The 21,572-nt window shown below is 69.0% G+C and carries 25 protein-coding genes; 23 read left to right on the forward strand and 2 right to left on the reverse strand.

The window, feature by feature from the left end:
• Nucleotides 1-4 precede the first annotated feature (4 nt).
• From ACFZA0_RS35995 to ACFZA0_RS36075, 17 genes are all read left to right on the forward strand, one after another.
• The gene (locus ACFZA0_RS35995; protein WP_391024840.1) at nucleotides 5-865 is read left to right on the forward strand and encodes a P22 coat protein - protein 5 domain protein; all 861 of its coding nucleotides are present in this window, start codon (nucleotides 5-7) and stop codon (nucleotides 863-865) included.
• 60 nt (nucleotides 866-925) lie between these two features.
• Entirely contained in the window at nucleotides 926-1,306 is a 381-nt protein-coding gene (locus tag ACFZA0_RS36000) for a hypothetical protein (protein ID WP_391024842.1), read from the forward strand.
• 1 nt (nucleotide 1,307) lies between these two features.
• The gene (locus tag ACFZA0_RS36005) at nucleotides 1,308-1,871 is read left to right on the forward strand and encodes a hypothetical protein (RefSeq protein WP_391024844.1); all 564 of its coding nucleotides are present in this window, start codon (nucleotides 1,308-1,310) and stop codon (nucleotides 1,869-1,871) included.
• A 2-nt stretch (nucleotides 1,872-1,873) separates the two neighbouring features.
• The gene (locus ACFZA0_RS36010; RefSeq protein WP_391024846.1) at nucleotides 1,874-2,248 is read left to right on the forward strand and encodes a hypothetical protein; all 375 of its coding nucleotides are present in this window, start codon (nucleotides 1,874-1,876) and stop codon (nucleotides 2,246-2,248) included.
• On the forward strand, nucleotides 2,248-2,589 hold the full coding sequence (locus ACFZA0_RS36015) for a head-tail adaptor protein (protein WP_391024847.1): 342 nt from the start codon (nucleotides 2,248-2,250) through the stop codon (nucleotides 2,587-2,589). The genes ACFZA0_RS36010 and ACFZA0_RS36015 overlap by 1 nt, the downstream gene beginning before the upstream one ends.
• A complete protein-coding gene (locus ACFZA0_RS36020; RefSeq protein ID WP_391024849.1) occupies nucleotides 2,586-2,921 on the forward strand; it encodes an HK97 gp10 family phage protein in 336 nt (111 codons plus the stop codon). Before ACFZA0_RS36015 ends, ACFZA0_RS36020 begins: the two co-directional genes overlap by 4 nt.
• 17 nt (nucleotides 2,922-2,938) lie before the next feature.
• Nucleotides 2,939-3,184: a hypothetical protein gene (locus ACFZA0_RS36025; protein WP_391024851.1), complete on the forward strand. Its 246-nt coding sequence runs from the start codon at nucleotides 2,939-2,941 to the stop codon at nucleotides 3,182-3,184.
• A gap of 6 nt (nucleotides 3,185-3,190) precedes the next feature.
• Entirely contained in the window at nucleotides 3,191-3,646 is a 456-nt protein-coding gene (locus ACFZA0_RS36030; RefSeq protein ID WP_391024853.1) for a hypothetical protein, read from the forward strand.
• 10 nt (nucleotides 3,647-3,656) lie between these two features.
• A complete protein-coding gene (locus ACFZA0_RS36035) occupies nucleotides 3,657-4,235 on the forward strand; it encodes a phage tail protein (protein WP_391024855.1) in 579 nt (192 codons plus the stop codon).
• Nucleotides 4,236-4,343: 108 nt separating this feature from the next.
• Complete coding sequence (locus ACFZA0_RS36040) at nucleotides 4,344-4,775, forward strand: hypothetical protein (RefSeq protein WP_391024857.1); 432 nt, start codon at nucleotides 4,344-4,346, stop codon at nucleotides 4,773-4,775.
• A 35-nt stretch (nucleotides 4,776-4,810) separates the two neighbouring features.
• Entirely contained in the window at nucleotides 4,811-5,197 is a 387-nt protein-coding gene (locus ACFZA0_RS36045; protein ID WP_391024859.1) for a hypothetical protein, read from the forward strand.
• Nucleotides 5,198-5,212: 15 nt separating this feature from the next.
• Nucleotides 5,213-11,200, forward strand: a complete 5,988-nt coding sequence (locus ACFZA0_RS36050; protein WP_391024860.1) for a peptidoglycan DD-metalloendopeptidase family protein — start codon at nucleotides 5,213-5,215, stop codon at nucleotides 11,198-11,200.
• A 2-nt stretch (nucleotides 11,201-11,202) separates the two neighbouring features.
• Nucleotides 11,203-12,150: a phage distal tail protein gene (locus ACFZA0_RS36055; protein WP_391024862.1), complete on the forward strand. Its 948-nt coding sequence runs from the start codon at nucleotides 11,203-11,205 to the stop codon at nucleotides 12,148-12,150.
• A 17-nt stretch (nucleotides 12,151-12,167) separates the two neighbouring features.
• Nucleotides 12,168-13,355 carry a siphovirus ReqiPepy6 Gp37-like family protein gene (locus ACFZA0_RS36060; protein ID WP_391024863.1) on the forward strand — a complete coding sequence of 396 codons (1,188 nt, stop codon included), beginning with the start codon at nucleotides 12,168-12,170 and terminating at the stop codon, nucleotides 13,353-13,355.
• Complete coding sequence (locus ACFZA0_RS36065) at nucleotides 13,355-14,371, forward strand: hypothetical protein (RefSeq protein ID WP_391024865.1); 1,017 nt, start codon at nucleotides 13,355-13,357, stop codon at nucleotides 14,369-14,371. The genes ACFZA0_RS36060 and ACFZA0_RS36065 overlap by 1 nt, the downstream gene beginning before the upstream one ends.
• Nucleotides 14,372-14,393: 22 nt before the next feature.
• Nucleotides 14,394-16,019 carry a GDSL-type esterase/lipase family protein gene (locus ACFZA0_RS36070; protein ID WP_391024867.1) on the forward strand — a complete coding sequence of 542 codons (1,626 nt, stop codon included), beginning with the start codon at nucleotides 14,394-14,396 and terminating at the stop codon, nucleotides 16,017-16,019.
• A gap of 16 nt (nucleotides 16,020-16,035) precedes the next feature.
• On the forward strand, nucleotides 16,036-16,311 hold the full coding sequence (locus ACFZA0_RS36075; RefSeq protein WP_391024868.1) for a hypothetical protein: 276 nt from the start codon (nucleotides 16,036-16,038) through the stop codon (nucleotides 16,309-16,311).
• Here the strand turns inward: ACFZA0_RS36075 and ACFZA0_RS36080 are convergent.
• Entirely contained in the window at nucleotides 16,308-16,565 is a 258-nt protein-coding gene (locus tag ACFZA0_RS36080) for a hypothetical protein (RefSeq protein WP_391024870.1), read from the reverse strand. The two genes, ACFZA0_RS36075 and ACFZA0_RS36080, sit on opposite strands and share 4 nt — an antisense overlap.
• 160 nt (nucleotides 16,566-16,725) lie before the next feature.
• Here ACFZA0_RS36080 and ACFZA0_RS36085 point away from each other — a divergent pair, with 160 nt between their 5' ends.
• From ACFZA0_RS36085 to ACFZA0_RS36110, 6 genes are all read left to right on the forward strand, one after another.
• On the forward strand, nucleotides 16,726-17,631 hold the full coding sequence (locus ACFZA0_RS36085; RefSeq protein ID WP_391024872.1) for a hypothetical protein: 906 nt from the start codon (nucleotides 16,726-16,728) through the stop codon (nucleotides 17,629-17,631).
• A 1-nt stretch (nucleotide 17,632) separates the two neighbouring features.
• A complete protein-coding gene (locus ACFZA0_RS36090) occupies nucleotides 17,633-18,499 on the forward strand; it encodes a GH25 family lysozyme (RefSeq protein ID WP_391024873.1) in 867 nt (288 codons plus the stop codon).
• Complete coding sequence (locus tag ACFZA0_RS36095) at nucleotides 18,496-18,849, forward strand: hypothetical protein (RefSeq protein WP_391024874.1); 354 nt, start codon at nucleotides 18,496-18,498, stop codon at nucleotides 18,847-18,849. Before ACFZA0_RS36090 ends, ACFZA0_RS36095 begins: the two co-directional genes overlap by 4 nt.
• A gap of 22 nt (nucleotides 18,850-18,871) precedes the next feature.
• A complete protein-coding gene (locus tag ACFZA0_RS36100; RefSeq protein ID WP_391024875.1) occupies nucleotides 18,872-19,180 on the forward strand; it encodes a hypothetical protein in 309 nt (102 codons plus the stop codon).
• A gap of 92 nt (nucleotides 19,181-19,272) precedes the next feature.
• Nucleotides 19,273-19,635, forward strand: coding sequence for a hypothetical protein (locus ACFZA0_RS36105; RefSeq protein WP_391024877.1), 363 nt, complete (start codon nucleotides 19,273-19,275; stop codon nucleotides 19,633-19,635).
• Nucleotides 19,628-20,011 (forward strand): hypothetical protein, encoded by a 384-nt coding sequence (locus ACFZA0_RS36110; RefSeq protein WP_391024879.1) that lies wholly within the window; start codon nucleotides 19,628-19,630, stop codon nucleotides 20,009-20,011. Before ACFZA0_RS36105 ends, ACFZA0_RS36110 begins: the two co-directional genes overlap by 8 nt.
• A gap of 17 nt (nucleotides 20,012-20,028) precedes the next feature.
• On the opposite strand, the gene ACFZA0_RS36115 is transcribed toward ACFZA0_RS36110, so the two are convergent.
• On the reverse strand, nucleotides 20,029-20,709 hold the full coding sequence (locus tag ACFZA0_RS36115) for a hypothetical protein (protein WP_391024881.1): 681 nt from the start codon (nucleotides 20,707-20,709) through the stop codon (nucleotides 20,029-20,031).
• Between the last annotated feature and the right edge of the window lie 863 nt (nucleotides 20,710-21,572).

Raw genomic sequence — 21,572 nt, forward strand, 5'->3', positions numbered from 1 at the left:
TCCGTTGTCGATCAACAACTTCAAGCCGGAAGTCTGGAGCGCCCAGCTCCTCGTCGCCCTCCGCAACAGCCTGGTCTACGCCCAGCCCGACCTGGTCAACCGGAACTACGAGGGTGAGATCACCTCTCACGGGCAGTCCGTCCACATCACGACCGTCGGCGACCCGACGATCTTCGACTACGACGCGGGCGACACCATCAACTACGAGGACGTCGAGACCGCGGGCACGGACCTGGTCATCGACCAGGGCAAGGCCTTCGCGTTCAAGATCGACGACGTGGACAAGGCGCAGGCCCTCCTCAACCCGATGGCGCAGATGGCGCAGAACGCCGCCTACGGGCTCCGCGACAAGGCCGACGCCTACGTCGCCTCCCTGTACACCGGCGCGGCCTCCGCGAACGTGCTCGGCTCCACCGGCTCCCCGATCGACACGCACACCACCGCAACGGACGCCTACGACAAGGTGCTGGTCCCCCTGCGGACCAAGCTGAACCGGTCGAACGTCCCCAGGGAGGGCCGCTACGTCGTCGTGTCCCCCGAGTTCTCCGGCAGCCTCCTCAAGGACGGCCGCTTCATCAAGGTCAACGAGTCCGGCGACGGCGGGCAGGGACTGCGCAACGGCATGATCGGCCGCGCCGCGGGCTTCGACATCCTCGAGTCGAACAACACCCCGAACCCGTCCGGGGACACCCAGGTCGTGCAGGCCGGCTACCCCGGCGCGATCACCTACGCCGAGCAGATCCTCGAGACCGAGGCCCTGCGCCTGCAGTCCACGATCGCCGACGCCATCCGCGGCCTCCACGTCTACGGCGGCAAGCTCCTGCGCCCCACCGGTATCGCCGTCGCCTTCATCGACCCGGCGTAACCACCTTCCCTGCCCAGCGCAGTGATCCTCGTCGCCACTTCAGACCCCGGGAGCCCCACCATGGCGCGCACCGCCCTCAGCTACACCAGCCTCACCCCGAATGGGCACACCACCAGCCCCGCCGGCACGACCATCGACTCGACCCTCGTCACCAACGGCGTCGTCATCAACGGCGTCGACCCCGAGCACACCATCCTCCGCGTCACGAACACCGCGACCGGCGCGAAGAACGTCACCGTCCGCACCGGATCCGGCACCCAGTCGTGGATGGCCGGGCAGGGCGACCTCGTCGTCGCCGTCGGCGCGAACACCGGCAACGAGTTCGTCGGCCCGTTCACGTCCGCCCGCTTCCAGCAGGACGGCAGCTCGATGTACGTCGACTTCGAGTCCGGGTTCACCGGCACGATCACCGCCATCCGCGTCCCGAAGGCGTGGAACTGACGTGGCGTCCCGCGAGTACGAGGGGACAGGCGGACTCCGGCTCACGCTGGACGACCCCCTGTCCCCGCAGATGGCCCGTCAGGTCGCCAACGGCACCCTGCGCCCCGTCGACGGGAAGCCCGCCGACGTCGACGCCGGGAACAAGTCCCTGGTCGTGCAGCACGGCAGCGAGGCGGACACCGTGAACCGGGTCGGCCGGCACCTGCCCGCCCCCGGCCAGCGTCCGGCCCCGACCGCCCCGGCCCGCGACTGGGCCACCTACGCGGTCGCGCTCGGCCTGAACTCCAACCAGGCGTGCACCCTCACCGCCACCCAGCTCCAGGAATGGGTGACCGCGCACGAGGACGCCCTCGGCCAGGGCGAGCCCGCCCCTGTCCCGGACACCGACCCCGCCAGCCCGGTGGAGCCGCTCCCCGAGCGCCCCGCCAAGAACGCGGCGGTCGCCGAGTGGCGGCAGTACGCCATCGCTCTCGGCATGGACCCCGACCAGGCCAAGGAAGCCACCAAGGCCGACTGCCAGGACTACGCGCAGGTCGTCGAAGACACCCGCCAGGCAGGGGAGTAGCAGTGGCGTACGCGACGGTCGAACAACTCGAGGAGTGGCTCACCCCTGAGCCCGCCCCCGCCAACGCCGCACGCCTCCTGGACGAGGCGTCCGACGCGATCGACGGTGCCCTGACCGGCGCGTACTACGACCCCGCCGACCCCGACGTCGCCGCCGTCCTCACCAAGGCGTGCGTGCGGCAGGTCCACTGGATGATGGACCGCGACGACGAGACCGGCGCCCAGAACGACCTGCAGTCCATGTCCGCCGGCTCCCGGTCCTTCACCCGCCGCACCGTCGGCGACGGGGCGGGCGCAGCACCGAAAGTCGGCCCGCAGGCCGCACTCGTGCTCCGCAACTCCGGGCTGCTCACCATGTGGCCGATGGTGGTGGGCTGATGCCGGGCCCCATCGGACGCCAGTCCGTCACCGTCCTCCAGGCCGCCGAGACCACAGGCGACTACAACACGCGCGTCCGGGACTGGTCGAACCCGACCAGCACCGTCGTGCCGGGCTGCACCATCGACTACACGTCCAACGGGCGCACCCGGCAGGCCGGCGACCAGACCACCACCCGCGCGCAACTCCTCATGCCGCCCCGTGCCATGACGGTCACCACCGGGATGCGCGTCCAGTGGGACGGCCGCACCTGGGACATCGACGGAGTCCCCGCCCACGCCGCGGGCGCAGGCCCCCTGTCCGGGCAGACCGTTGCCCTGCTGGAGGTGCAGGGCGGATGACCACCGAGGTCACCATCACCGTCGACGTCGACGAAGACGCCATCCGCGAACTGGCGTTCTCCCGGCCCGTGCAGGACGACCTGGCCGCACGCATGGACCGCGTCGTGGAAACAGCCCAGTCCATCGCCCCGGTCGACACCGGCCGCTACAAGGCGTCCATCCACCGCGTGCCGGAGCCCGGCCCCAACGGCGAGGTGTCCGTAGAGGCCAACACCCCCTACGCGATCTACGTCGAGCACGGCACCCGGCAGACCGACCGCAACGGCCGCTCCATCCACCCGCCCCACTACACCCTCTCCACCGCTCTCGACGCCGCTGGGGGCGACCACTGATGAAAGAGGAACCCACCATGGCCGCTGAAGACCCGGCAGACCAGGTCACCCTCAAGCTGATCTTCTGGCACAAGGGGAAGAAGCCCGGCGACACCGTCACCGTCCGCCGCGACGAGGTCCGCTCCTGGTACGGGTACGCCGAACTCGTCAACGACGTGCCGCCCGCGAAGGCCGACACCACCGCGGACACCGGCGCCCAGAAGACCCCGGACAAGGCCGACGACACGGCGAAGCCGGCCGCCAAGACGAGCACGGCCAAGTAGCCCCCGATGACAGCCGCGGTGGCGCTCCCGGACGGCAAGCAGGTCGGTATCGACCTCCTGCAGGCCGCCCTCGGCACGTCCGCGCTCATCGTGGGGGAGCTCCCCGAACCGGCCGAGTTCACCGCCCGCCTCGCCCAGTACGGCGGCATCGTCCGCCTGCTCCGCATCGGTGGCACCGCCGCCCTCCGCGGCTGGGCCGACAGCAGCGCCATCGACCGGCCCCGGTTCTCCGTCGACTGCTACGCCCCCACAACACCCGCCCTGGGTGCGGCGATGCGCCTCGCACTGCGGGTGCGCGGCGAGTGGGAGCTCCTGCCCGGCCAGGGCACCGCCGACGGCATCGTCACCGCCACCACCGAGGAGACCGGCCCGCAAGACCGCCCGGAGGAACCCAACACAGGGGTCCGACGGGTCGGCATGACCCTGGGGATGAGCGTGCGCCCACCCCGACCCACCAGCTAGGAGGCCCGTCGTGGGCAACGCAGACAACATCAAGATTGGCGTCAAGGGCCGCGCCTACGTCGCGCCCGTCGGCACCACTTTCCCCACCAGTCCGTTCGCCGTGTGGGCGACCGGATGGGTCGACCTCGGCTACATCCACCCCGACGGCCTCGAAGAGGGCCTCGGGGAGGACCGCACGGAGATCCAGGCGTGGGGTGAAGAGGCCGCGGTGAAGACCCGCGTCAAGTCGAGGGACGGCAGCTTCAAGTTGACGTTCCTGGAGACGTCCGCCGCGCTCCTGCAGCTCTACTACGCGGTCCTCGCCGACGACATGACCTCGGTCCCCTCCAGCGACGACGACCCGCAGTACCTCTCCTTCGGGACCGGGCAGGCGTCGCCCGGCATCGAGCGGGCCCTCGGCATCGACATCATCGAGGACGACGAGATCGAACGCATCATGATCGCCCGCGTCGACGTGTCCGACCGCGGCAACCGCAAGCGGTCCGCAGACGACGCCTCGTCGTTCGAGCTGACGTTCAAGCCGCTCGCCGCCCCGGGAGGCGGCCAGGCCGTTCAGCGGTTCATCACCAACATCACCCTTCCCGCCTGACCCCACCAACTGGTGGCCTGCCGCGCTCACATCCCTGGGCGGGGGCGGCACGGCAGGCCACCTGGATCGACCCCCGCCCGGCCCCTGCCCAAGGAATGAGAACCCGCCGTGTCCAAGCCCAACCGCAAAGTCGTCCGGCTCCAGCAGATGCGTGCCCAGAGGGCGGAGGCCGCTGGCATCAAGTACGTCGACGTCGTCTACGAGATCCCCGACCCCGACGACGAGGCCTGCTACATCGAGAAGACGTGCTCGCTCCTCACCCAGAACTACTGGCCGGTCGAGGTCGTCGAGGCCATCGACGACGCCTCCGGCAACAAGAACATCAGCATCCTGCGCCAGGTCGCCTCGCCCCCGGAAGCGTTCGACGAGTTGGTCAAGGTCGGCCGGCTCACCGTCGGTGAACTCGTCGACCTCGTCGACGAACTGACGAAGGAGGCGGGCGTCGACGAGGGGGAATCCAATGGCTCCTCCACCTCCTCCGGGAGCACGCAGGGAGCCTCCGAGCCGACATCCAGCGCTACTACCCCGGCCGCCGCCTAGCCGAGTTCTGGGCCTTGTCCTGGGGGGAGGGAACGATGACGTGGGCCGAGCTCCGCGACCTCGTCGTCGCCCTCCCCGAGGACTCCGCCACGAAGGCCGCCGCCGCAGGCGACGAAGACGGACGCCGCTGGAGCCAGGACACCTACCTGGACGCGGCCACGGTCAACCTGCTGCAGCTCATCGCCACGACCCTCTGGAAAGCCCACCTCAAGGGCGACCCGCCGGAGATGACCGCGATCGAGCCGCCGAAGCTCGCCGCCGACGAACAGCGGCAAGCCCTCGAAGAGGCGAAGAACGCCCGCAACAGGGCGGTCCTCGACAGCCTCGCCCCCGGCCGCACCCCGGCCAGTGAGGAAACGCAGGGAGACCTCGCCCAGTGGATGGCGAAGATCCGCGATCTCGAAACCGCACGCCAGCAGTAGGAGGGGAGGGCAGTCATGGCGGAAGCCACACTCGTCGGATCGACCAAGGTCAGTCTGATCCCGGACATGAGCCAGTTCGGCGACCGGCTCCGTATCGAACTGCCCTCCGCCATCCGCGAACCCGCCAAGACCGCCGGCGACACCGCGGGCGACCTGATCCGCAACGCGATCACCAAGAAGCTCGCCAAGCCGATCGGGGTGAAGGTCCAGGCAAGCCTCGACGATGCCGCGGCGAAAGCATCCCTGAAGACACTCGCCAAGGACCGCAAGGTCAAAGTGGTCGTCGCCCTGGACGGGAAGACGGCCACCGCTGGCCTCGCGAAGCTCACCAAGGACCGCAAGGTCAAGATTGTTGCCGTCCTGGACGGGAAGACCGCGACAGCCGACCTGGCCAAGCTGACCAAGGACCGCAAGGTCAAGGTCGTCGCCGAGCTTGACGGCAAGGCGGCCACCACCGCCCTGACGAAGCTCACCAAGGACCGCAAGGTCACCATCACCGCAGAAATCGACGACACCGCGGCGAAGACCAAGCTCGGCACCCTGTCGGGGCAGCAGACCGTCGACATCCTCCCGAAGATCCAACAGGCCGCCTACCAGACGGCGATGCGGCAACTGGACCGCCTGACCGCGGACCGCACCGTCAACATCCGCGCCTCCGTGGACACCCGGGTCGGCGCCAACGACATCCAGAACCTCATCCGGCGGCGCACCGTCCGCATCGGGACGGACGTCGACACCCGTGTCGCCGCGGACTCCCTCGCGAACCTCACCAGGCGCCGGCAGATGACGATCCAGGCCCGCGCGGACACCACATCCGCGGACGCCGCGATACGCCTGGCATCCCGAGACCGCACCGCGAACATCCGGGTCCGCGCCACCGGCCTGTCCGCCCTCACCGCAGGCCTGACCGGGCTCGGGAGCAGCGGGAACTCCTCCGCCGGCCTCGGGATCCTGTCCGGTCGCATCGCGAAAATCGCTGCCGCGGCCCTCGCCGCGTTCCCGTCGATCGCGTCACTGTCCTCCGCCCTCGTGCAGATGGGGCCGCTCGCCGCGACCGCCGCCCCGGCAGTAGCGACACTCGTGTCCGCGTTCGCCGCTATCAAGGTCGGTCTGTCCGGTGTCGGCGACGCCATCAAAGCCGCATTCCAGCCCGCGACCGGGGAGGCCACCAAGGCGGCGTCCGCGACGAAGGCCGTGGAAACCGCCCAGAAGTCGCTGGCGACCGCGACCCGGCAGCTCAAGGACGCCCAGGTCCAGGCGGCCGAGCAGGTCAAGCAGGCCAACGCGCAAGTCGCCTCCGCCGAACGGGACCTGACCGAGGCGCAGCGCGATGCCCGGCAGGCGCAGCAGGATCTCACCGAGGCCCGCCGGCAGGCCGTCCGTGACCTCCAGGACATGAACAACAGCCTGGAGGACGCCCAGCTCGACCAGCGTGCGGCAACCCTGGCTGTGCAGCAGGCCGAGGAAGACCTCGCCGCGGTCCGCTCCGACCCCACCGCCACCCAGCTCCAGATCCAGCAGGCCACCCTCGCCCGGGACCAGGCGGTGCAGTCCCTCAGCGAGCAGCAGCTCCAGACGCAGCGCCTGCAGAAGGACACCGCGGCCGCGAACAAGGCCGGCGTCGACGGCTCCAAGACGGTGGTGCAGGCCCGGCAGCAGGTGTCCGATGCCAACCAGAAGGTCATCGACCAGCAGAAGGCCCTCGCCGACGCCCAGGCCGCCGTCGTCAAGGCGCAGGTCGACGGGCAGCGTCAGATAGCCGACGCGCAGGCCAACGTCGCCGACGCCGTCAAGGGTGTTGCCGAAGCCCAGCAGGCTGCGGCCGAACAGACATCCGCCCTGGATACGGCGATGGCGAAGTTGTCGCCGAACGCGAAGGCGTTCGTCACCCAGCTCCAGGCCATGGCGCCCGCCTGGCGCAGCATGAAACTCGACGTCCAGGACGCCCTGTTCGCCGGGATCGGCACCCGCCTGGGACAGGTAGGCGCACAGATCCTGCCCACCGTCCGCAAGGGCCTGGTCGGCGCAGCAACCGAGCTGAACACCATGGGCCGCAACGCGCTCACCGCAGTCTCCAACCTCGACAAGGCCGGCACCCTCAAGGGCGTCTTCGACGGGGTCCGCACCAGCCTGCGGAACCTGTCCCGTATCCCCGGACAACTCGTCACCGCGTTCGCCCAGCTGTCCGTGGCAGCACAGCCCGCGTTCGACCGGATCACCACCGGTTTCGGATCCGTCATGGACAAGGTCATGGTCAAGCTGGCGGCCGGCCTGAAGAGCGGCGGGCTGACAGACGCCATCAACACCGCCCTCGACGTGGCCATCCAGTTCGGGAAAGTCCTCGGCAACCTCGGCGGGATCATCGCCGCCGTGTTCAAGGCGGCCGGTGCCGCCGGGGGCGACTTCTTCGGCGTGATCGGCGCGGCCATCGCGGAGATCCGCAAGGTCGTCGAGATGCCGGAGGTCCAAAAGGCCCTCACCGCGGTGTTCACCGCGATCAACGCCATCGCCCGGCTCATCGCCGGCGCCCTCGGGCAGGCCATCACAGCGGTCCTTCCCGTCCTCGCCGCGCTGGCCCCCGCCGTCACCGAGGTCGCGAAGATCCTAGGCCCGGCCCTCGGCCAGGTCATCGCCGCCCTCGGCGACGCACTCATGCCGATCGCGCAGGCCCTGGGCCCGGTACTGGTCGTCGCAGCCAAGGCGGTGGCAACCCTGGTGGTCGCGCTGATCCCGCTGCTGCAGCCGCTCGGGGAGATCGTCGCCGCGCTCCTCCCGGCGTTCACGCCGCTCCTGCAGACCCTCACCACCGTGTTCACGGCGCTCGCCCCGGTCATCGCGCAGGTCGCCCAGCAGATCGGCCCGATCCTCCTGCCCGTCATCCAGGGCCTGTCGAAGGTCCTCCAGACGATCGTCACCCAGTCCGCGACGCAGTTCCTGAAGATCCTGCAGCTCCTGCTGCCCGTCATTCCGCAACTGGTGCCCGTGGTCCTGCTCCTGGCGACGTCGATCGGGCAGATCCTCACCGCGGTCGCACCGCTGATCCCGCAGATCACGCTGCTGGCATCGCAAATGCTCGTGCAGCTCCTCCCGGCGCTGATACCGCTCATTCCGCCGCTCACCCAACTGATGCTGCTGTGGATCCAGTTCTCCACGATGGTGACCCTGAAGGTCGTCATCCCCGCGCTGAAGCTCCTCGTCTCGTTCCTCGCCGGGTTCCGCAAGGCTTTCCAGCCCGCCCTGGACGCGGTGACGTGGCTGACGAAGAACATCGCGAAATGGTTCGAGTGGCTGTACGACCACCTCCTCGGCCACTCCGTCATCCCCGACATCGTCAACGGCGCCACCCGCTGGTTCACGACCATGTGGAAGAACGTCACCGGGATCTTCAGCAACCTCAAAAAGGACGCCCTCAAAACCTGGGACAGCTTCTGGGACAACGTCCGCTCGGTCGCCTCCACCTCCCAGACCAAGGCCCGAGCCGGGTTCGACAAGTTCGCCGCCGGCCTCAAGTCCGCGTTCAAGGACGCCCGCGACGGCATCGGCGCCGTGTGGAAGGGCCTCCAGCAACTCGTCTCCAACCCCATCAAGTTCTGGATCCAGACGGTCTACAACAACGGCATCGCCAAGGTCTGGAACGCCACCGCCGCGCACATCCCCGGCATCAGCAACATGAAGACGATCGCCGTGCCGAAGGGCATGGCCCGCGGTGGTGTCCTGCCCGGCTGGTCCACCTGGAGGCAGGGCGACGACCAGCTCGTGCCCATGCGCCGCGGCGAGGGCGTCTACGTGTCCGAGGTGATGCGCGACCCTTACGAGCGGGCACGCCTCCACGCCATGAACGCCGCCGCGATCCGCGGTACCAACCCGTCGATGGCGCGCATGCAGTACGGGTTCTCCGAGGGCGGCATCTTCGGCGGCCTGACGAGCATCGGCTCCGGCATCGCGGACACCGTCGGCTCCGTCCTGAAGAAGGGCGCCAACGCCGTCCGCGGTGGCCTCGCCGACGTCGCCGCGACCGCCCTCAAGCCCGTCAAGGCCGGCATCACCAAGGCCCTCGGCGCCAGCAAGAACACGTGGCCCGGCGTCGCCGCCCAGGCGCCGCTGTACCTGATCGACAAGGCCATCGACTACATCCGCAACAAGGACGTCCCCGATGCGTCCGGGCAGTGGATCAAGCCGGTGAACGTGCCGTTCGGCACGAAGTTCGGCGCCAAGGGCTCCATGTGGTCCTCCGGCCGGCACACCGGCCTCGACTTCCCCGCCGCAGTCGGCACGAAGGTCGTCGCCGTCGACAACGGCACCGTCGAGTCCGCGGTGTCCGGCGGCCCGTACGGCAAGCACGTCATGATCTCCCACGGTGGCGGCCTCGAATCCCTGTACGCGCACATGTCGGCCATCGCGGCCCGGGTCGGCACCGGCATCAAGCAGGGCGCCCGGGTCGGGTCCGTCGGCGCGACCGGCAACGTCACCGGCCCCCACCTCCACCTCGAAGCCCGCGTCCACGGCAAGTCCGTCGACCCGATGCCGTACCTGACCGGAGGCGGGGACGGCGGCAGCGGGGTGCAGCGGTGGAAGGGCGTCGTCACCCAGGCCCTCGGCCAGGTCCACCAGTCCCTCAGCCTCGTCAACACCACCCTGCGCCGCATGAACCAGGAGTCCGGCGGCAACCCCACCGCGGTCAACCGCACCGACTCGAACTGGAAGGCGGGGCACCCCTCCGTCGGGCTTATGCAGCTCATCGAGGGCACGTTCCGGGCGTACGCGGGCCCGTACAAGAACACCGGGCCCAAGCTGTACGGCGTCAGCACGGACCCGCTGGCGAACATCTACGCCTCCATGCGGTACGCCCTGTCCCGCTACGGGTCCCTGTCGGCCGCCTACAACCGGCCCGGCGGGTACGCCCGCGGTGGCCTCGTCGGCGGCACCCGCATCCACCGCGGCACGCCCCGCGGGTACGCCGGCGGCGGCATCATCAAGGTCGGCGGGAAGTCCATCGACACCGGGCCGATTGCCTCGGCGGTCGGTGCTTCCTTCCTCAAGCAGCTCGCTGGGACCGCGGCCCAGATCTCCTCCGCGATGACGTCGGTGGCGACCGCGGTGAAGAACGCGTTCAAGGGCGTCAAGACGACCCTGGACAACAAGCTCCTCACCCAGATCAGCACCACGAACAAGCAGTTGCAGGCCCTTGCCACGCAGCGCGACGCCATCGCCTCGAAGATCACCGCGGCGAACCAGCTCGCCGCCGACTCCACCAGCCAGGCAACGTCATTCGCGGCCCTCACCGGACTGCCCAACGCGGGCAACGCGTTCGACGCGGGCGGCGTCCTCTCCGGGCTGCAGACCCGCCTCACCCAGATCAAGGCGTTCACCGCGAACCTGAAGATCCTCGGTGCGCGCGGCCTCGACAAGACGCTCCTCAGTCAGATCGAGGCCGCTGGCATCGACCAGGGTGCCGCGTACGCGCAGGCCCTCGTTGACGCCACTCCCGCCCAACTCAAGTCGATCAACTCGACCGAGTCGCAGATCGCTTCGGCAGCCACCAGCTACGGGAAGACCGCAGCGGACGCCATGTACGACGCGGGCACCCAGTCCGGGCAGGGCTACCTGACCGGACTGAAGGCGCAGGAGGCGTCCATCGACAAGGCGATGAGCACCCTCGCGAAGAAGATCCAAGCGGCGATCAAAAAGGCGTTGAAGATCAAGTCGCCGTCGCGGGTGTTCGCGGAACTCGGTGCGTTCACCGTCGCAGGCTTCGCGCAGGGCGTCACAGAGGCCACCCCCCAGGCCGCAGCCGCGACCGCCGGCATGGCCTCCACCGTCAGATCCTCCGCAGCCGCCGCAACGAGCGTCTCCAGCGCCACCAGCACCACGAACAGCACTGTCGTCGGGGACCGGCACCTGCACTACAACGCCACCGTCCGCGAGCAGGCATCCCGCCAGTCCCTCCTCGCTGCCCTCGCCCTCGAGGACACCCTCCACCGGCCCGTCGTAGTGGGAGGCTGACCGTGCCGATCCTCGTACGCTCCAGCAACACCGACGACGATGAAGTCGTCCACGTCGGAGTCCCCTGGCCAACCCGCGTCAACGAGCTGCCCACCGTGACGTTCACCGACCCGGCCGGTGTCCTCACCAGCTTCTCCGACTGGGAGAATGGGTGGGTTCTCCAGCCCGGCGCCAAGGGCCTCGACATGCCCGTCTGGGCGTTCACCCAGGACGAATCGCCGGGCATCGACGGCTACGCCATCCGCCAGGTCCGCGCCGGCGGCAAGGAGATCGCCTTGCCCATCGCGTTCTGGGCCGACGACTCCCGTGCCGCCTACCTCGCGCGCCGCCGCACCCTGATCCGCTCCCTCAACCCGAAGCGCGGCCTCGGCACGCTGACGGTCACCCAGTCCGACGGCACCTCCCGCACTATCGCAAGTTGCTACAGCGCCGGCCTCGAGGGCGACGAGTCCCTGGACGCGGCGGGCGCCCGCTGGTGCATGACCGCCCTCACGTTCGCCTGCCCGTCCCCGTTCTGGCTCGGCGCCGAGGTCACCACCGAGTGGCGTGCCGCCGTGTCCGGCACGTTCTTCCCCCTGCTGCCGCTCACCGTCGGCAACTCCCAGGTGCTCGGAACGGTGACCGTCGACAACGACGGCGACGACGACGCCTACCCGGTATGGACCGTCACCGGCCCGGCCACCTCGATCAGCCTCACGAACGTCACCACCGGCAACGTCCTCGTCCTCACCCACACCATCACCGTCGGCGACACCGTCGTCATCGACACCCGGGAACGGCAGCAGACCGCCCTCCTGAACGGCACCACGAACCTGTGGGGCGACATCTCCGACGCCTCCACCATGTGGGCGCTGGAGACCGGCATCAACAACCTCACCCTGACCGTCGCCGGCTCCACCTCCAACACCCGCGTCCGGATGACGTACCAGCCCCGCTACCTCGCCGCCTAGGAAGGAGGACCCAGCCCGTGGACGACACCACCCTGCGCGTGTACGTACGCGACGAGACGACCCTCGCCCGCCTCGGCCAGATCGACGACTACACGGCCCTGACCGTGGTGCCCCGCTACAACGCGGTCGGCGCATACACCCTGGAGATCTCCGCGGGCAGCACCCGGACCGACCTCCTCACCGAGGGCAACGGGCTCATCATCCGCACCGCTGGCGGAGACACCGTCATGTCCGGGCCGATCCGCACCGTCGACTGGTCCCGGTCCGCGTCCGACGGCGGGCCGGGCAAGCTCACCGCTGGCGGCGTCGACGACACCGGGCTCCTCGCCCAGTACACGTGCTGGCCCTCCCCGACCGCTGCGATCGGCTCGCAGACCGCATCCGTCTACAAGATCAGTGCCGCCGTCGCGGAGACCGCGATGCGTGCTCTCGTCAACCTCAACGCCGGGCCCGGCGCGCTCACCACCCGTAAGAACCCGCGCCTGACCCTCGCTACGGACGGGGCCCGCGGCGGCACCATCACCCGGCAGGTCAACCAGTTCGACAACCTCCTCACCACCCTCCAGGACATCGCCGGCGCAGCAGGTCTCGGCTTCCGTGTCGTCCAGTCCGGCACCAGCCTGCAGTTCCAGGTGTACGCCCCGATCGACCGGTCCAAGTCCGCCCGGTTCTCGTTCCGCCTGGGCAACCTCACCGACGCCTCCTACTCGACGACACCGCCCACCTGCACCCGTGCTGTCGTCGTCGCCGGGGGAGGCACCAGCCCCCGCGTCTGCAAGACGTACGACCGCACCGACACCTTGTTCCCCGGCCTGGTCATCGAGCAGTTCGTCGACCTCACCTCGGTGGACTCCGCGTCCACCGACCTGACCGCGCAGATGGACCAGGGAGCCGAGGAGGCGCTCACCAACGGGGCAGGGCAGGGCTCCCTCAGCATCTCCCCGATCGACATTCCCCAGTTGCGCTACGGCCGCGACTACGCGGTCGGAGACACCGTCGCCGCCGACGTCCGCGGCGACTGGTACACGGACGTCTGCCGCGAAGTGTCCCTGACGTGCACGGCCTCTGACGGTCCGAAAGTCACCGCGACCGTCGGCGGAGATTCCTCCGGCACGTCGTCCGCCTCCACCATCGCCCGGATCTACGCCTACATCGCCCAGGTCAAAAAGGACGTGGGCCGCCTCAAGACAAGGAAGGCCGCCTGATGGCCGAGTTCAGTGCGCCGTTCGACGGCTCCTCCATCGCCACGGAGCTCCAGTGGTCCCGCATGGCCCGCTGGTGGGGCATCGACGGCGTCCACTCCAGCGACCCCGCCGCCACCGCCCTCAAGGTTTCCGGGAGCGGCACCAGCACTGTGTCCGTCGCTGTCGGCATGGCGTTCGTCAACGGGTTCTTCTACAACCTCGACGCGACGAAGACGCTGTCGGTGCCGTCGAACGCCGGAGGTGGTGCCGCCCGCATCGACCTGGTCGTGCTCCGCGCCGACCAGTCCGCGAACAAGGTCACCGCGGAGTACAAGTCCGGCGGCAGCACCGTGCCCGCCCTCACCCAGGTCGAGGACGGAGTCTGGGAGATCCCCCTCGCCCAGTGCACCGTCGCCGCTGGATCGACCGCCGTCACCGCGGCGAACGTCATCGACCGGCGGTACTTCACCGGCCGGGGTGTCGTCACCGGATCGTCCAGCAGCCGGCGCACCAGCATCAAGAACCAGCTCCTCATCGAGGGCACCGACCTGTACGTCGGGGACGGCGCCAACTGGAACTGGCTCGCCTCCGTCGGCCTGAAGGACTTCACGTACACCCCGACCTGGTACACGGGCTCCACAGTCCTCAACTGGGGCTCCACCAGTTCGAACATCGGCCGGGTCCAGGTCGTCAACAAGCGCGTCGACGTGACGATCCAGCTCTCCCCGTCCGGGAACCCGGCCGCGTCCGACGACCCGATCGGGGTGTCCCTGCCGCCGGGATTGCCCTGCACCGCGGCGATGCGGTCCCTGTTCACCTGGAACTTCTCCTCCTCCAACGACGAGGGGTCCTGCGTCGGTGTCGCGATGACGTTCCCCACCGAGTCCCAGACGAAGATCGCCCGGTTCCGGTACTCGATGACGTCCGGCACCACCGGCGCAGCCGTCCCGAACAGCTTCAGCCTGCTGACGAACCAGCCGTTCAACATCCGCACCGGCGACTACCTCTCCGTCGACGGCTCCTACTGGATCGACTGACCCGAGAAAGCGAGAAAGCCCTGTGAGCAGGCATCTCTTTGGTGGGAGCCCCGCCGACTACGCCATGGAAAAGGCCGGCACCCAACTCGTGCTGCGGCCCGGCGCCGTCGGCACGGTCTGGGACGCCGCCGTCGAAGGCAATCAGTACACCGACCTCACCGACACCACCCTCAGCCCGATCACCCAGGTCACCGCGGACAGCGTCGGAGGCGTCACCTTCTACGGCCCGGACGGCATCACCCACCTGTACGTCGACTTCGGGTTCGGCCGGCGTCTCATCCTCGTCGCCACCGATATAGGCGACGTGCTCTCCGACCTCCAGGAAGCCGTGGACGCCCTGTCCGGGCCCGCCAGCGGCAGCATCCCCAAGTCCCTCGTCACGACGAAGGGCGACATCGTCGCCGCCACCGGCTCGGGCGCGGTGGACCGGGTGCCGGCCGGCACCGTCGGACAGACGCTGGTGTCGTCTGCCACCGCGACGACCGGGGTGCGCTGGTCCAACGCGTGGCGCCGCCGCACCCTGCCGCACCTGTCCACTGCCGACGCCGTCTCCACGATCACAGCACCGACGATCACCGTGACGCAGCAGGCGACGTCCACGATCACGTCCGCGCAGGCCCTGCTCGCCCCGGACACCGGCCCGTTCCTGTACTGCGGCGCCGGCAGCTTCTCCTACGGCACCGGCACCCCGGACAGCTCGTACTACCTGCCGCTGTCGCGGTACCCGAACACGTACGCGTCCGGGCAGGGCAACTACGCGGTGGAGTTCTGGACGGACGCCGCCCAGTTCGAGATCAAGTTCAAGATGATCTCAACGACGGCCACGAAGTACCGGCTCAGCGTCGACGACCGGAAGATGACTGACCTGGCCGTCGCCACGGGTGCGACCGCCGCAGGCTCCTCCCACGTCCTGAAGTTCGTGTTCTCCACCGCCACCCCCCGCAAGATCCGCTTCGACTTCACGACGATGCCGTTCGGCGGGCTGTTCCTGCCGCCCGGCGCCACCGCATGGAAGCCTGCCACCGAGGGCGGGCGCCTCGGCGTGTTCGGCGACTCCATCTGCGACGGTTCGGCAGAGAACACCGGCGCGGGCATCGGCACCTGGTTCTACCGGCTGGCCCGCCTCCTGGGCTGCACCGACGCCTGGGACCAGGCCCGCGGCGGAACCGGCTACATCACCCCCGGAACGTTCGCGACCCTCGCCAACAGGGTCGCCACCGACATCACCCCCTACGCGTTCGACCGGCTGATCGTCTGGGCTGGCTACAACGACAACGGCGGCTCCCAGTCCGACATCGCGACGGCCGCGGCCTCCCTCTACACCACCCTGAAGTCCGTCATCGCCCCCGGCGGAGACATCTTCGTCATCGGCTGCTACGCCCCGACCGGCTCCCCGGCTGGGTCCATCACCAACACGGACACGACCCTGCGGACCGCGGCCGCGGCGGCCGGCCTGCCCTTCGTGTCGCCTCTCACCGGCACCGTGTACGACTCCGCAGGCAACGCCATCGTCACCCAGGGCGCCTGGATCACCGCAGCGAACGCGTCCGGCTACATCGGCACGGACGCCATCCACCCCAACGACAACTGTCACGTCTACCTGTCGCGTCGCGTCTACCAGGCCTGGTGCGCGGCCATCCCCGCCTGACAGAAGGAGCCTCAGCATGCCCGTCCTGGCGAAAGCGGAAGAAGGAGCCATCGAAGGTCTCATCCCGGCAGGCCCTGGGCTGCGGGTGACGGCGTCCGTCGCCCAGGGCGCGGACACGTCGCAAATCCCGGTGCCGGGGCGGGTGGTGGCGTGGGCTCAGGTCATCGCCGCAGCAGTGCCGGGCGGAGCGCGTATCGAGCCGGTGTTCCTCGCGGACGGGCGGACGTGGACACCGGATCAGTTCCTGGCCGCCTACGGCGCCGGCATCCGGCTGTCCGTGGCCCAGGGCTAACCAGCCGTGAGCACGGGCGCGTTGGTGTCGGCCTCGAACTCGGCGACGGCCCTCTCGAGGGCGCGGCCGTCCAGCCGGTCGGTCCATGCGCCGTAGCGGACCAGGGTGACGCCGGACAGGGCTCGCAGGGCGAGGGGTCCTGCGACGTAGGTGAGGCGGCGGTCGCGGGGGCGGTGGCCGGTCTCCCGGCACCAGGCGTGGAAGTGCTGCAGGTCCTGTGCCAGGACGGCGATGCGGGCGGTCGGGCTCGGCATATCGCGAGGGTAGGCGCGCCGCCCCGCCTGCGTTGCCCTGCAACGGGCGGCCTGTGAGGCGGCAGGGATGCGAGAGGGAACAGGCACCACAAAAACCGATAACCTTTGAAACGAAGGCAAATGCGGTGACCAAAAGGCTATTCGAAGGCTAGGAGTGCAGGTGGCTTCCTCGTCCGCCCCCATCCGGTTCCGGCTCGGCAAGCTCCCCGCCCAGCCCGCCCGCCCCCAACTGCGGCTCTCCGCCGTCCTGCGTGAACGATTCGCCGCACCGCCCGCCTCGTGCGACTGGCAGTCCGACACCATCACCTGGCCCATGTACGGCAACGACCAGGTCGGCGACTGCACCTGCGCCGGCGTCGGCCACATGGTCAACCAGCTCACGTTCTACGGCACCGGCACCGAGATCCAGCCCACCGACGACAGCGTCCTCGGCATGTACTCGGCGATCACCGGCTACACCCCCAGCGACCCGAGCACGGACACCGGCGCCTACTGCCAGGACGTCCTCGCCTACTGGCGGAAGACCGGCATCGAAGGCCACAAGATCGCCGCGTACGCGAGCCTCGACGTCTCCAACCTCACGGAGATCAAGCAGGCCATCGCCGCGTTCGGCACCGTGTACGTCGGGCTGACCTTCCCCGACTCGGCCATGGACCAGTTCAACGCCGGCGAGACCTGGGACGTCGTCCACGGCGCCCGCAACGAGGGCGGCCACTGCGTCATCGTCGGCGCCTACGGCAACCGCAAGTTCGGTCTCGTCACCTGGGGTGCCGAGACGGAGATGACCGAGGCGTTCTGGAAGAAGTACGTCGACGAGGCGTGGGTCGTCCTCGACGCCGACGGCCTGAACCGGGCGGGCGCGTACTTCAGCGGCTCGGCGTCCTTCTACGCGCTGGGGGAACTGTTCGCCCTGCTGACGGGGGAGACGAACCCGGTCCCGCAGCCGGAGCCCACCCCGGAACCGGCGCCGACGCCGGACCCCACGCCTGTACCGGCGCCAGCCGGGGACGCCGACACCGTTCTCGCCGCGGCCGTCCGTACCTGGCTGACGGAGAAGGAGCTGTGACGTGACCATCACCGGCATCGACGTCTCCGGCTACCAGTCGGAGACCTACGACCTGACCGGCGCCGACTTCGTGTTCGTCAAGGCGACCGAGGGGACCTCGTACACGAACCCGCGGCACGCGGCGCAGGTGACCCGAGCACGGAACAACGACCGGGTGGTGGGGCACTACCACTACCTCAACGGCACCTCGGTGACCGCGCAGATCGACTACTTCCTGAAGCAGGCCGGCGCGAAGGCGGGCGACGTGTTCGCCGTGGACTGGGAGGAGACCGCGGTCACCGGCGCGGCGAAGGACCAGGCGCTCAAGTACCTCCAGCAGAAGGCCCCGGGCCACCGGGTGCTCCTGTACTGCAACCGGGACTTCTGGCTGAACCGGGACACCTCCTCGTACCGGGCGGACGGCCTGTGGATCGCCCAGTACAACGGCAAGCCCGGCGCCCCCGACATCGAGGCCCCGTGGGTCGTCCACCAGTACACCAGCGACCCGATCGACACCAACGTGGCCGCGTTCAGCAGCCGTTCAGCGATGGCCGCGTGGGCGGCCGGAACCGAGGAGGACGACGTGGCAGGACTGACCGCCGACGACGTGAAGAAGGTCTGGACGACCGACGGGATCATCAAGAACCCGAACACCGCCACCGCTCCGACGAACCCCTACATCGCCCCGATGACCTCGCTGTACAACATCGAGACGATCGTGCGGCGCATGGAAACCGCGGAGGCCGCACAGACCGCAGCGATCACCGCCCTGGCCAAGCTCGTCGGCTCCGGCGCGAACACGGCCACCATCGTCGCCGCAGTCCAGGACGCCATCGCGAAGGCAGTCGTGCACGTGGACGTCGACGTCACCGGCCCCGCCTCGTCGTGATCGTCAACCTCACCGGGCGGGTGGTCCGCATCTACAGCCCGGACCGCCCGGACGGCGTCGACGAACTGGACCAGGGTCTGCTGCAGACCCTGAACGCGTCCTCGCCGCCCGCGAAGTTGTCGCCGCTGCTGCTCGTCACCGCAGTTCAGGACGACATCCCGGTCGAGCAGACCGAGTACGGGCACGTCGACAACCTGCCCGCCGCCCAGGACAACGTCTGGTACGTCGTCCCCCTGGAGATCGCCCTCGCCGTGACCCCGCGTCGCGCGGACGTCATCGTCACCACCGATCCCGTGGCCACAGCCGACGGCACCGTCGTCGGCTACCGCTCCCTGGCACAGCCCGTCTGACCCTCCCGAAAGGAACCCTCCCGTGACCGCCACTCTCGATCAGGCGTACTGGCTCGGCCTGCTCATCTCCTTCGTCCTGCCGCTCCTCGTCGGACTCGTCACCACCCGCGTCACCAACTCCGGCGTCAAGGCCGTCCTCCTCCTGGCCCTGTCCACCCTCAACGGGTTCATCGCCGAGGCCGCCGACCACCCCTCGGGCTGGTCCTGGGGAACCGCGGTGATCCTGTCCCTGGTGTCGTTCGGGACCGGCGTCGCCGCGCACTTCGGCCTGTGGAAGCCCACCGGGGCCTCCGCGAAGGCGCAAGCCCTCGGCTCCAAGCAGACCGCCTGATGAGGGCCGCGGCAGCCCTGTCGCCTTGCCGGATCCTGCGGCGAATCGACCACCGGCTCGGCCGCCGCGGCTCCTATCTCGCCTGCGCCGGCATGGCATGGACCATGTACGGCATCGGCATCATCATCACCCCACGTCCCGGAACGGTGCGCGGCATGCTGCTGCTGCGCAACGCCGCCCCCCTCGAACTCTGGGGGGTCATCTGGGTGGTGTGCGGCCTGACCGCGATCGTCTTCGCGTTCACTCGCACAGGCCGCGACATGGTCGGGTTCATGGCCGCCGTCCTCCCCACCCTCATGTGGGCGGGCGCCTACGTCGCCGCAATGATCAGCGGCGATTTCCCCTCCGCCTGGGTCTCCGCGGCGACCTGGCTGTTCGCTGCACTGCGGCTGATCGTCGTCTCTCGCTGGCCAGAGTCCACAGGCGTGCAGCAGAAGGACTCGGTGAATGGATAGCGCGTGGACGGTCGTCGGTACGGCCATCGTCTCTCTTGGCAGCCTCATTGGCGTTGTCTTCACCGCGAGGAACTCCCGTGCCGCCGCGGAGGAGCAGGCTGCCCCGCAAGTGCACGCCAGCGAGCGGCAGCAGGACCGGGAGGCCTTTCAGGCAATACAGCAGGGTCTCCAGTCCCAGATCAACGACCTCCGCGAGGAGATGGGACGCCTCAAGCGGGACATGGACAAGCTCCGCGACGAGCGGGACGACCGTGAGCAGAAGCTCCGGATGGCGCTCGACATCGTCCGCACCGCGAACCGCCGGCTCACGGCGTGCACGTGCGGGCAGGAGCCCGTCAGCATCCCGGCCGAACTCATCGGCTGGAGCATCATCTAGGGCCCCTGCCCGGTGGGTCAGCCGGTGATCGCCCCGTTGAACTCGGGGAAGTCCAGGGTCAGATCGTCACTGACGCGCTGCACCGTGATGACGACCTTCTTCCCGTACTTGCTCTCCAGCTCGTTGTCGTCGGTCTTCACCGTGGACACTCCGGGAGCGAGCCGGCCCTCGAGCGGGGCGGACCCCTTCATGAAGCTGGTGCTCGAGGCCTCGCCGCCGTTGGTGGCGCCGTCAACGAGGGTCGACAGGTCAGACAGGTTGACCGCCGTCCTGCCGGTGTTGGTGAGCTTGATCTTCACGCGGAAGTCCGTGGCCCCCGGGGTGGCCTCTTCGCCGTACTCGCTGTCGTAGTCGGTGAACTTCCGGGCCTCGACGACGGTGACCTTGAGTCCGTCGTCCCAGGTGTACGTCTGCCCGAAGGTGAGGCCGGCGGACTTCCCGTCGGCCTTGTCGGAGCAGTGGTCGATCCAGTCGGCCTGGCTCAGGTTGTCGTCCGAGCAGTCCACGCTCGGGCTGGCCTTCGGAGAGGCCGCCTTGTGGGCTGGTGCAGTCGTGGCTTCAGGGCTGCTCGCTGTGGTGTCTGCGGAGTCGGAGCAGGCGGCGAGAGCTGCCGTGAGCAGGAGGACTGCCACGGCGGGTCTGGTGGTGCGGCTGTGCATGATCTGGTTCCCCCCAGGATCGGTGCGCTGTGAATCCATCACCGTAGATCCTTGTGAAGGCGCCGTGAAGGACGATGACCATGTTGTGACGGCGCTGGAGCGGGAGTTGGCCGGCCGTGGAGCACGGCCTGTTGTCCTACATTTTTGGGACGCCAATAACCTGATCATGCTCGGACCAGCCTTGTCGCCGCCTGGGGGCTGTGGTCCGGGGCCTGGGCTGACGCAGCCTTGTCCCTTCCCGGTCGGCTCGTGGTGCTGTCTTCCTCACCTGGAAAAGATCTAGGGGATTACGCGGTCTCGGGTTCTCTCGCCGGCGCACGGGGCTAGGGTGGATCTCGTGGGGCCGCCAGCAGGCGTTGTGCCTGCCTCCTCCCGGGCGGTCCCCGTGGACATGCCAGTGGCCCTCACCGGAGTGAGGGCCACCTGTTGCTTACGGGCTGGTCAGTGGTGGGTCTGGAGCCACAGGACCAGGAGGCTCACCGCGCCACTTCCCATCCCGTATGAGGCGCCACGGATCATCTGATCGTGGACGGATCGTCCGTGACGGTGGGGCCATTCCCGCAGGTAGCGAATTGCCCGCGCGATCCGGGTGTCACCCGGCCCCTCTTCTTTGTTAGCCTGCATTAGTCGTTTCCCTGTCTTTCTCTGGATGGTGGGACGTCGCGTTAGGGGCCCTCCCGACACTGGGCGTAGGAACTCGCGTCGGGGATGGGCTCCTTCGCATTTCACAGTCTACGGACGGGAGTTGAGTCCCTGGACCCCCCGCCACAAATCTCGCCGAGGGTAATCATGATGTAGCTCAGGGTGTCGCGCATTGGGGAACTCAAGGGAGTTCAGGGGCACTTAGGAGTGCGTAGCCGCGCTGAAATGGGATGCGGATGTGACTGTGGCCACTCTTTTGA

It is taken from the genome of Streptomyces sp. NPDC008150 (assembly GCF_042956945.1).
Lineage (GTDB): Bacteria > Actinomycetota > Actinomycetes > Streptomycetales > Streptomycetaceae > Streptomyces.

Bases quoted from the DNA above. Each gene is read 5' to 3' on its own strand.
- ACFZA0_RS36000 (WP_391024842.1), top strand. From the start codon at position 926: ATGGCGCGCACCGCCCTCAGCTACACCAGCCTCACCCCGAATGGGCAC.
- ACFZA0_RS36015 (WP_391024847.1), top strand. From the start codon at position 2,248: ATGCCGGGCCCCATCGGACGCCAGTCCGTCACCGTCCTCCAGGCCGCC.
- ACFZA0_RS36020 (WP_391024849.1), top strand. From the start codon at position 2,586: ATGACCACCGAGGTCACCATCACCGTCGACGTCGACGAAGACGCCATC.
- ACFZA0_RS36025 (WP_391024851.1), top strand. From the start codon at position 2,939: ATGGCCGCTGAAGACCCGGCAGACCAGGTCACCCTCAAGCTGATCTTC.
- ACFZA0_RS36030 (WP_391024853.1), top strand. From the start codon at position 3,191: ATGACAGCCGCGGTGGCGCTCCCGGACGGCAAGCAGGTCGGTATCGAC.
- ACFZA0_RS36045 (WP_391024859.1), top strand. From the start codon at position 4,811: ATGACGTGGGCCGAGCTCCGCGACCTCGTCGTCGCCCTCCCCGAGGAC.
- ACFZA0_RS36050 (WP_391024860.1), top strand. From the start codon at position 5,213: ATGGCGGAAGCCACACTCGTCGGATCGACCAAGGTCAGTCTGATCCCG.
- ACFZA0_RS36065 (WP_391024865.1), top strand. From the start codon at position 13,355: ATGGCCGAGTTCAGTGCGCCGTTCGACGGCTCCTCCATCGCCACGGAG.
- ACFZA0_RS36075 (WP_391024868.1), top strand. From the start codon at position 16,036: ATGCCCGTCCTGGCGAAAGCGGAAGAAGGAGCCATCGAAGGTCTCATC.
- ACFZA0_RS36080 (WP_391024870.1), bottom strand. From the start codon at position 16,565: ATGCCGAGCCCGACCGCCCGCATCGCCGTCCTGGCACAGGACCTGCAG.
- ACFZA0_RS36105 (WP_391024877.1), top strand. From the start codon at position 19,273: ATGGCATGGACCATGTACGGCATCGGCATCATCATCACCCCACGTCCC.
- ACFZA0_RS36110 (WP_391024879.1), top strand. From the start codon at position 19,628: ATGGATAGCGCGTGGACGGTCGTCGGTACGGCCATCGTCTCTCTTGGC.
- ACFZA0_RS36115 (WP_391024881.1), bottom strand. From the start codon at position 20,709: ATGGATTCACAGCGCACCGATCCTGGGGGGAACCAGATCATGCACAGC.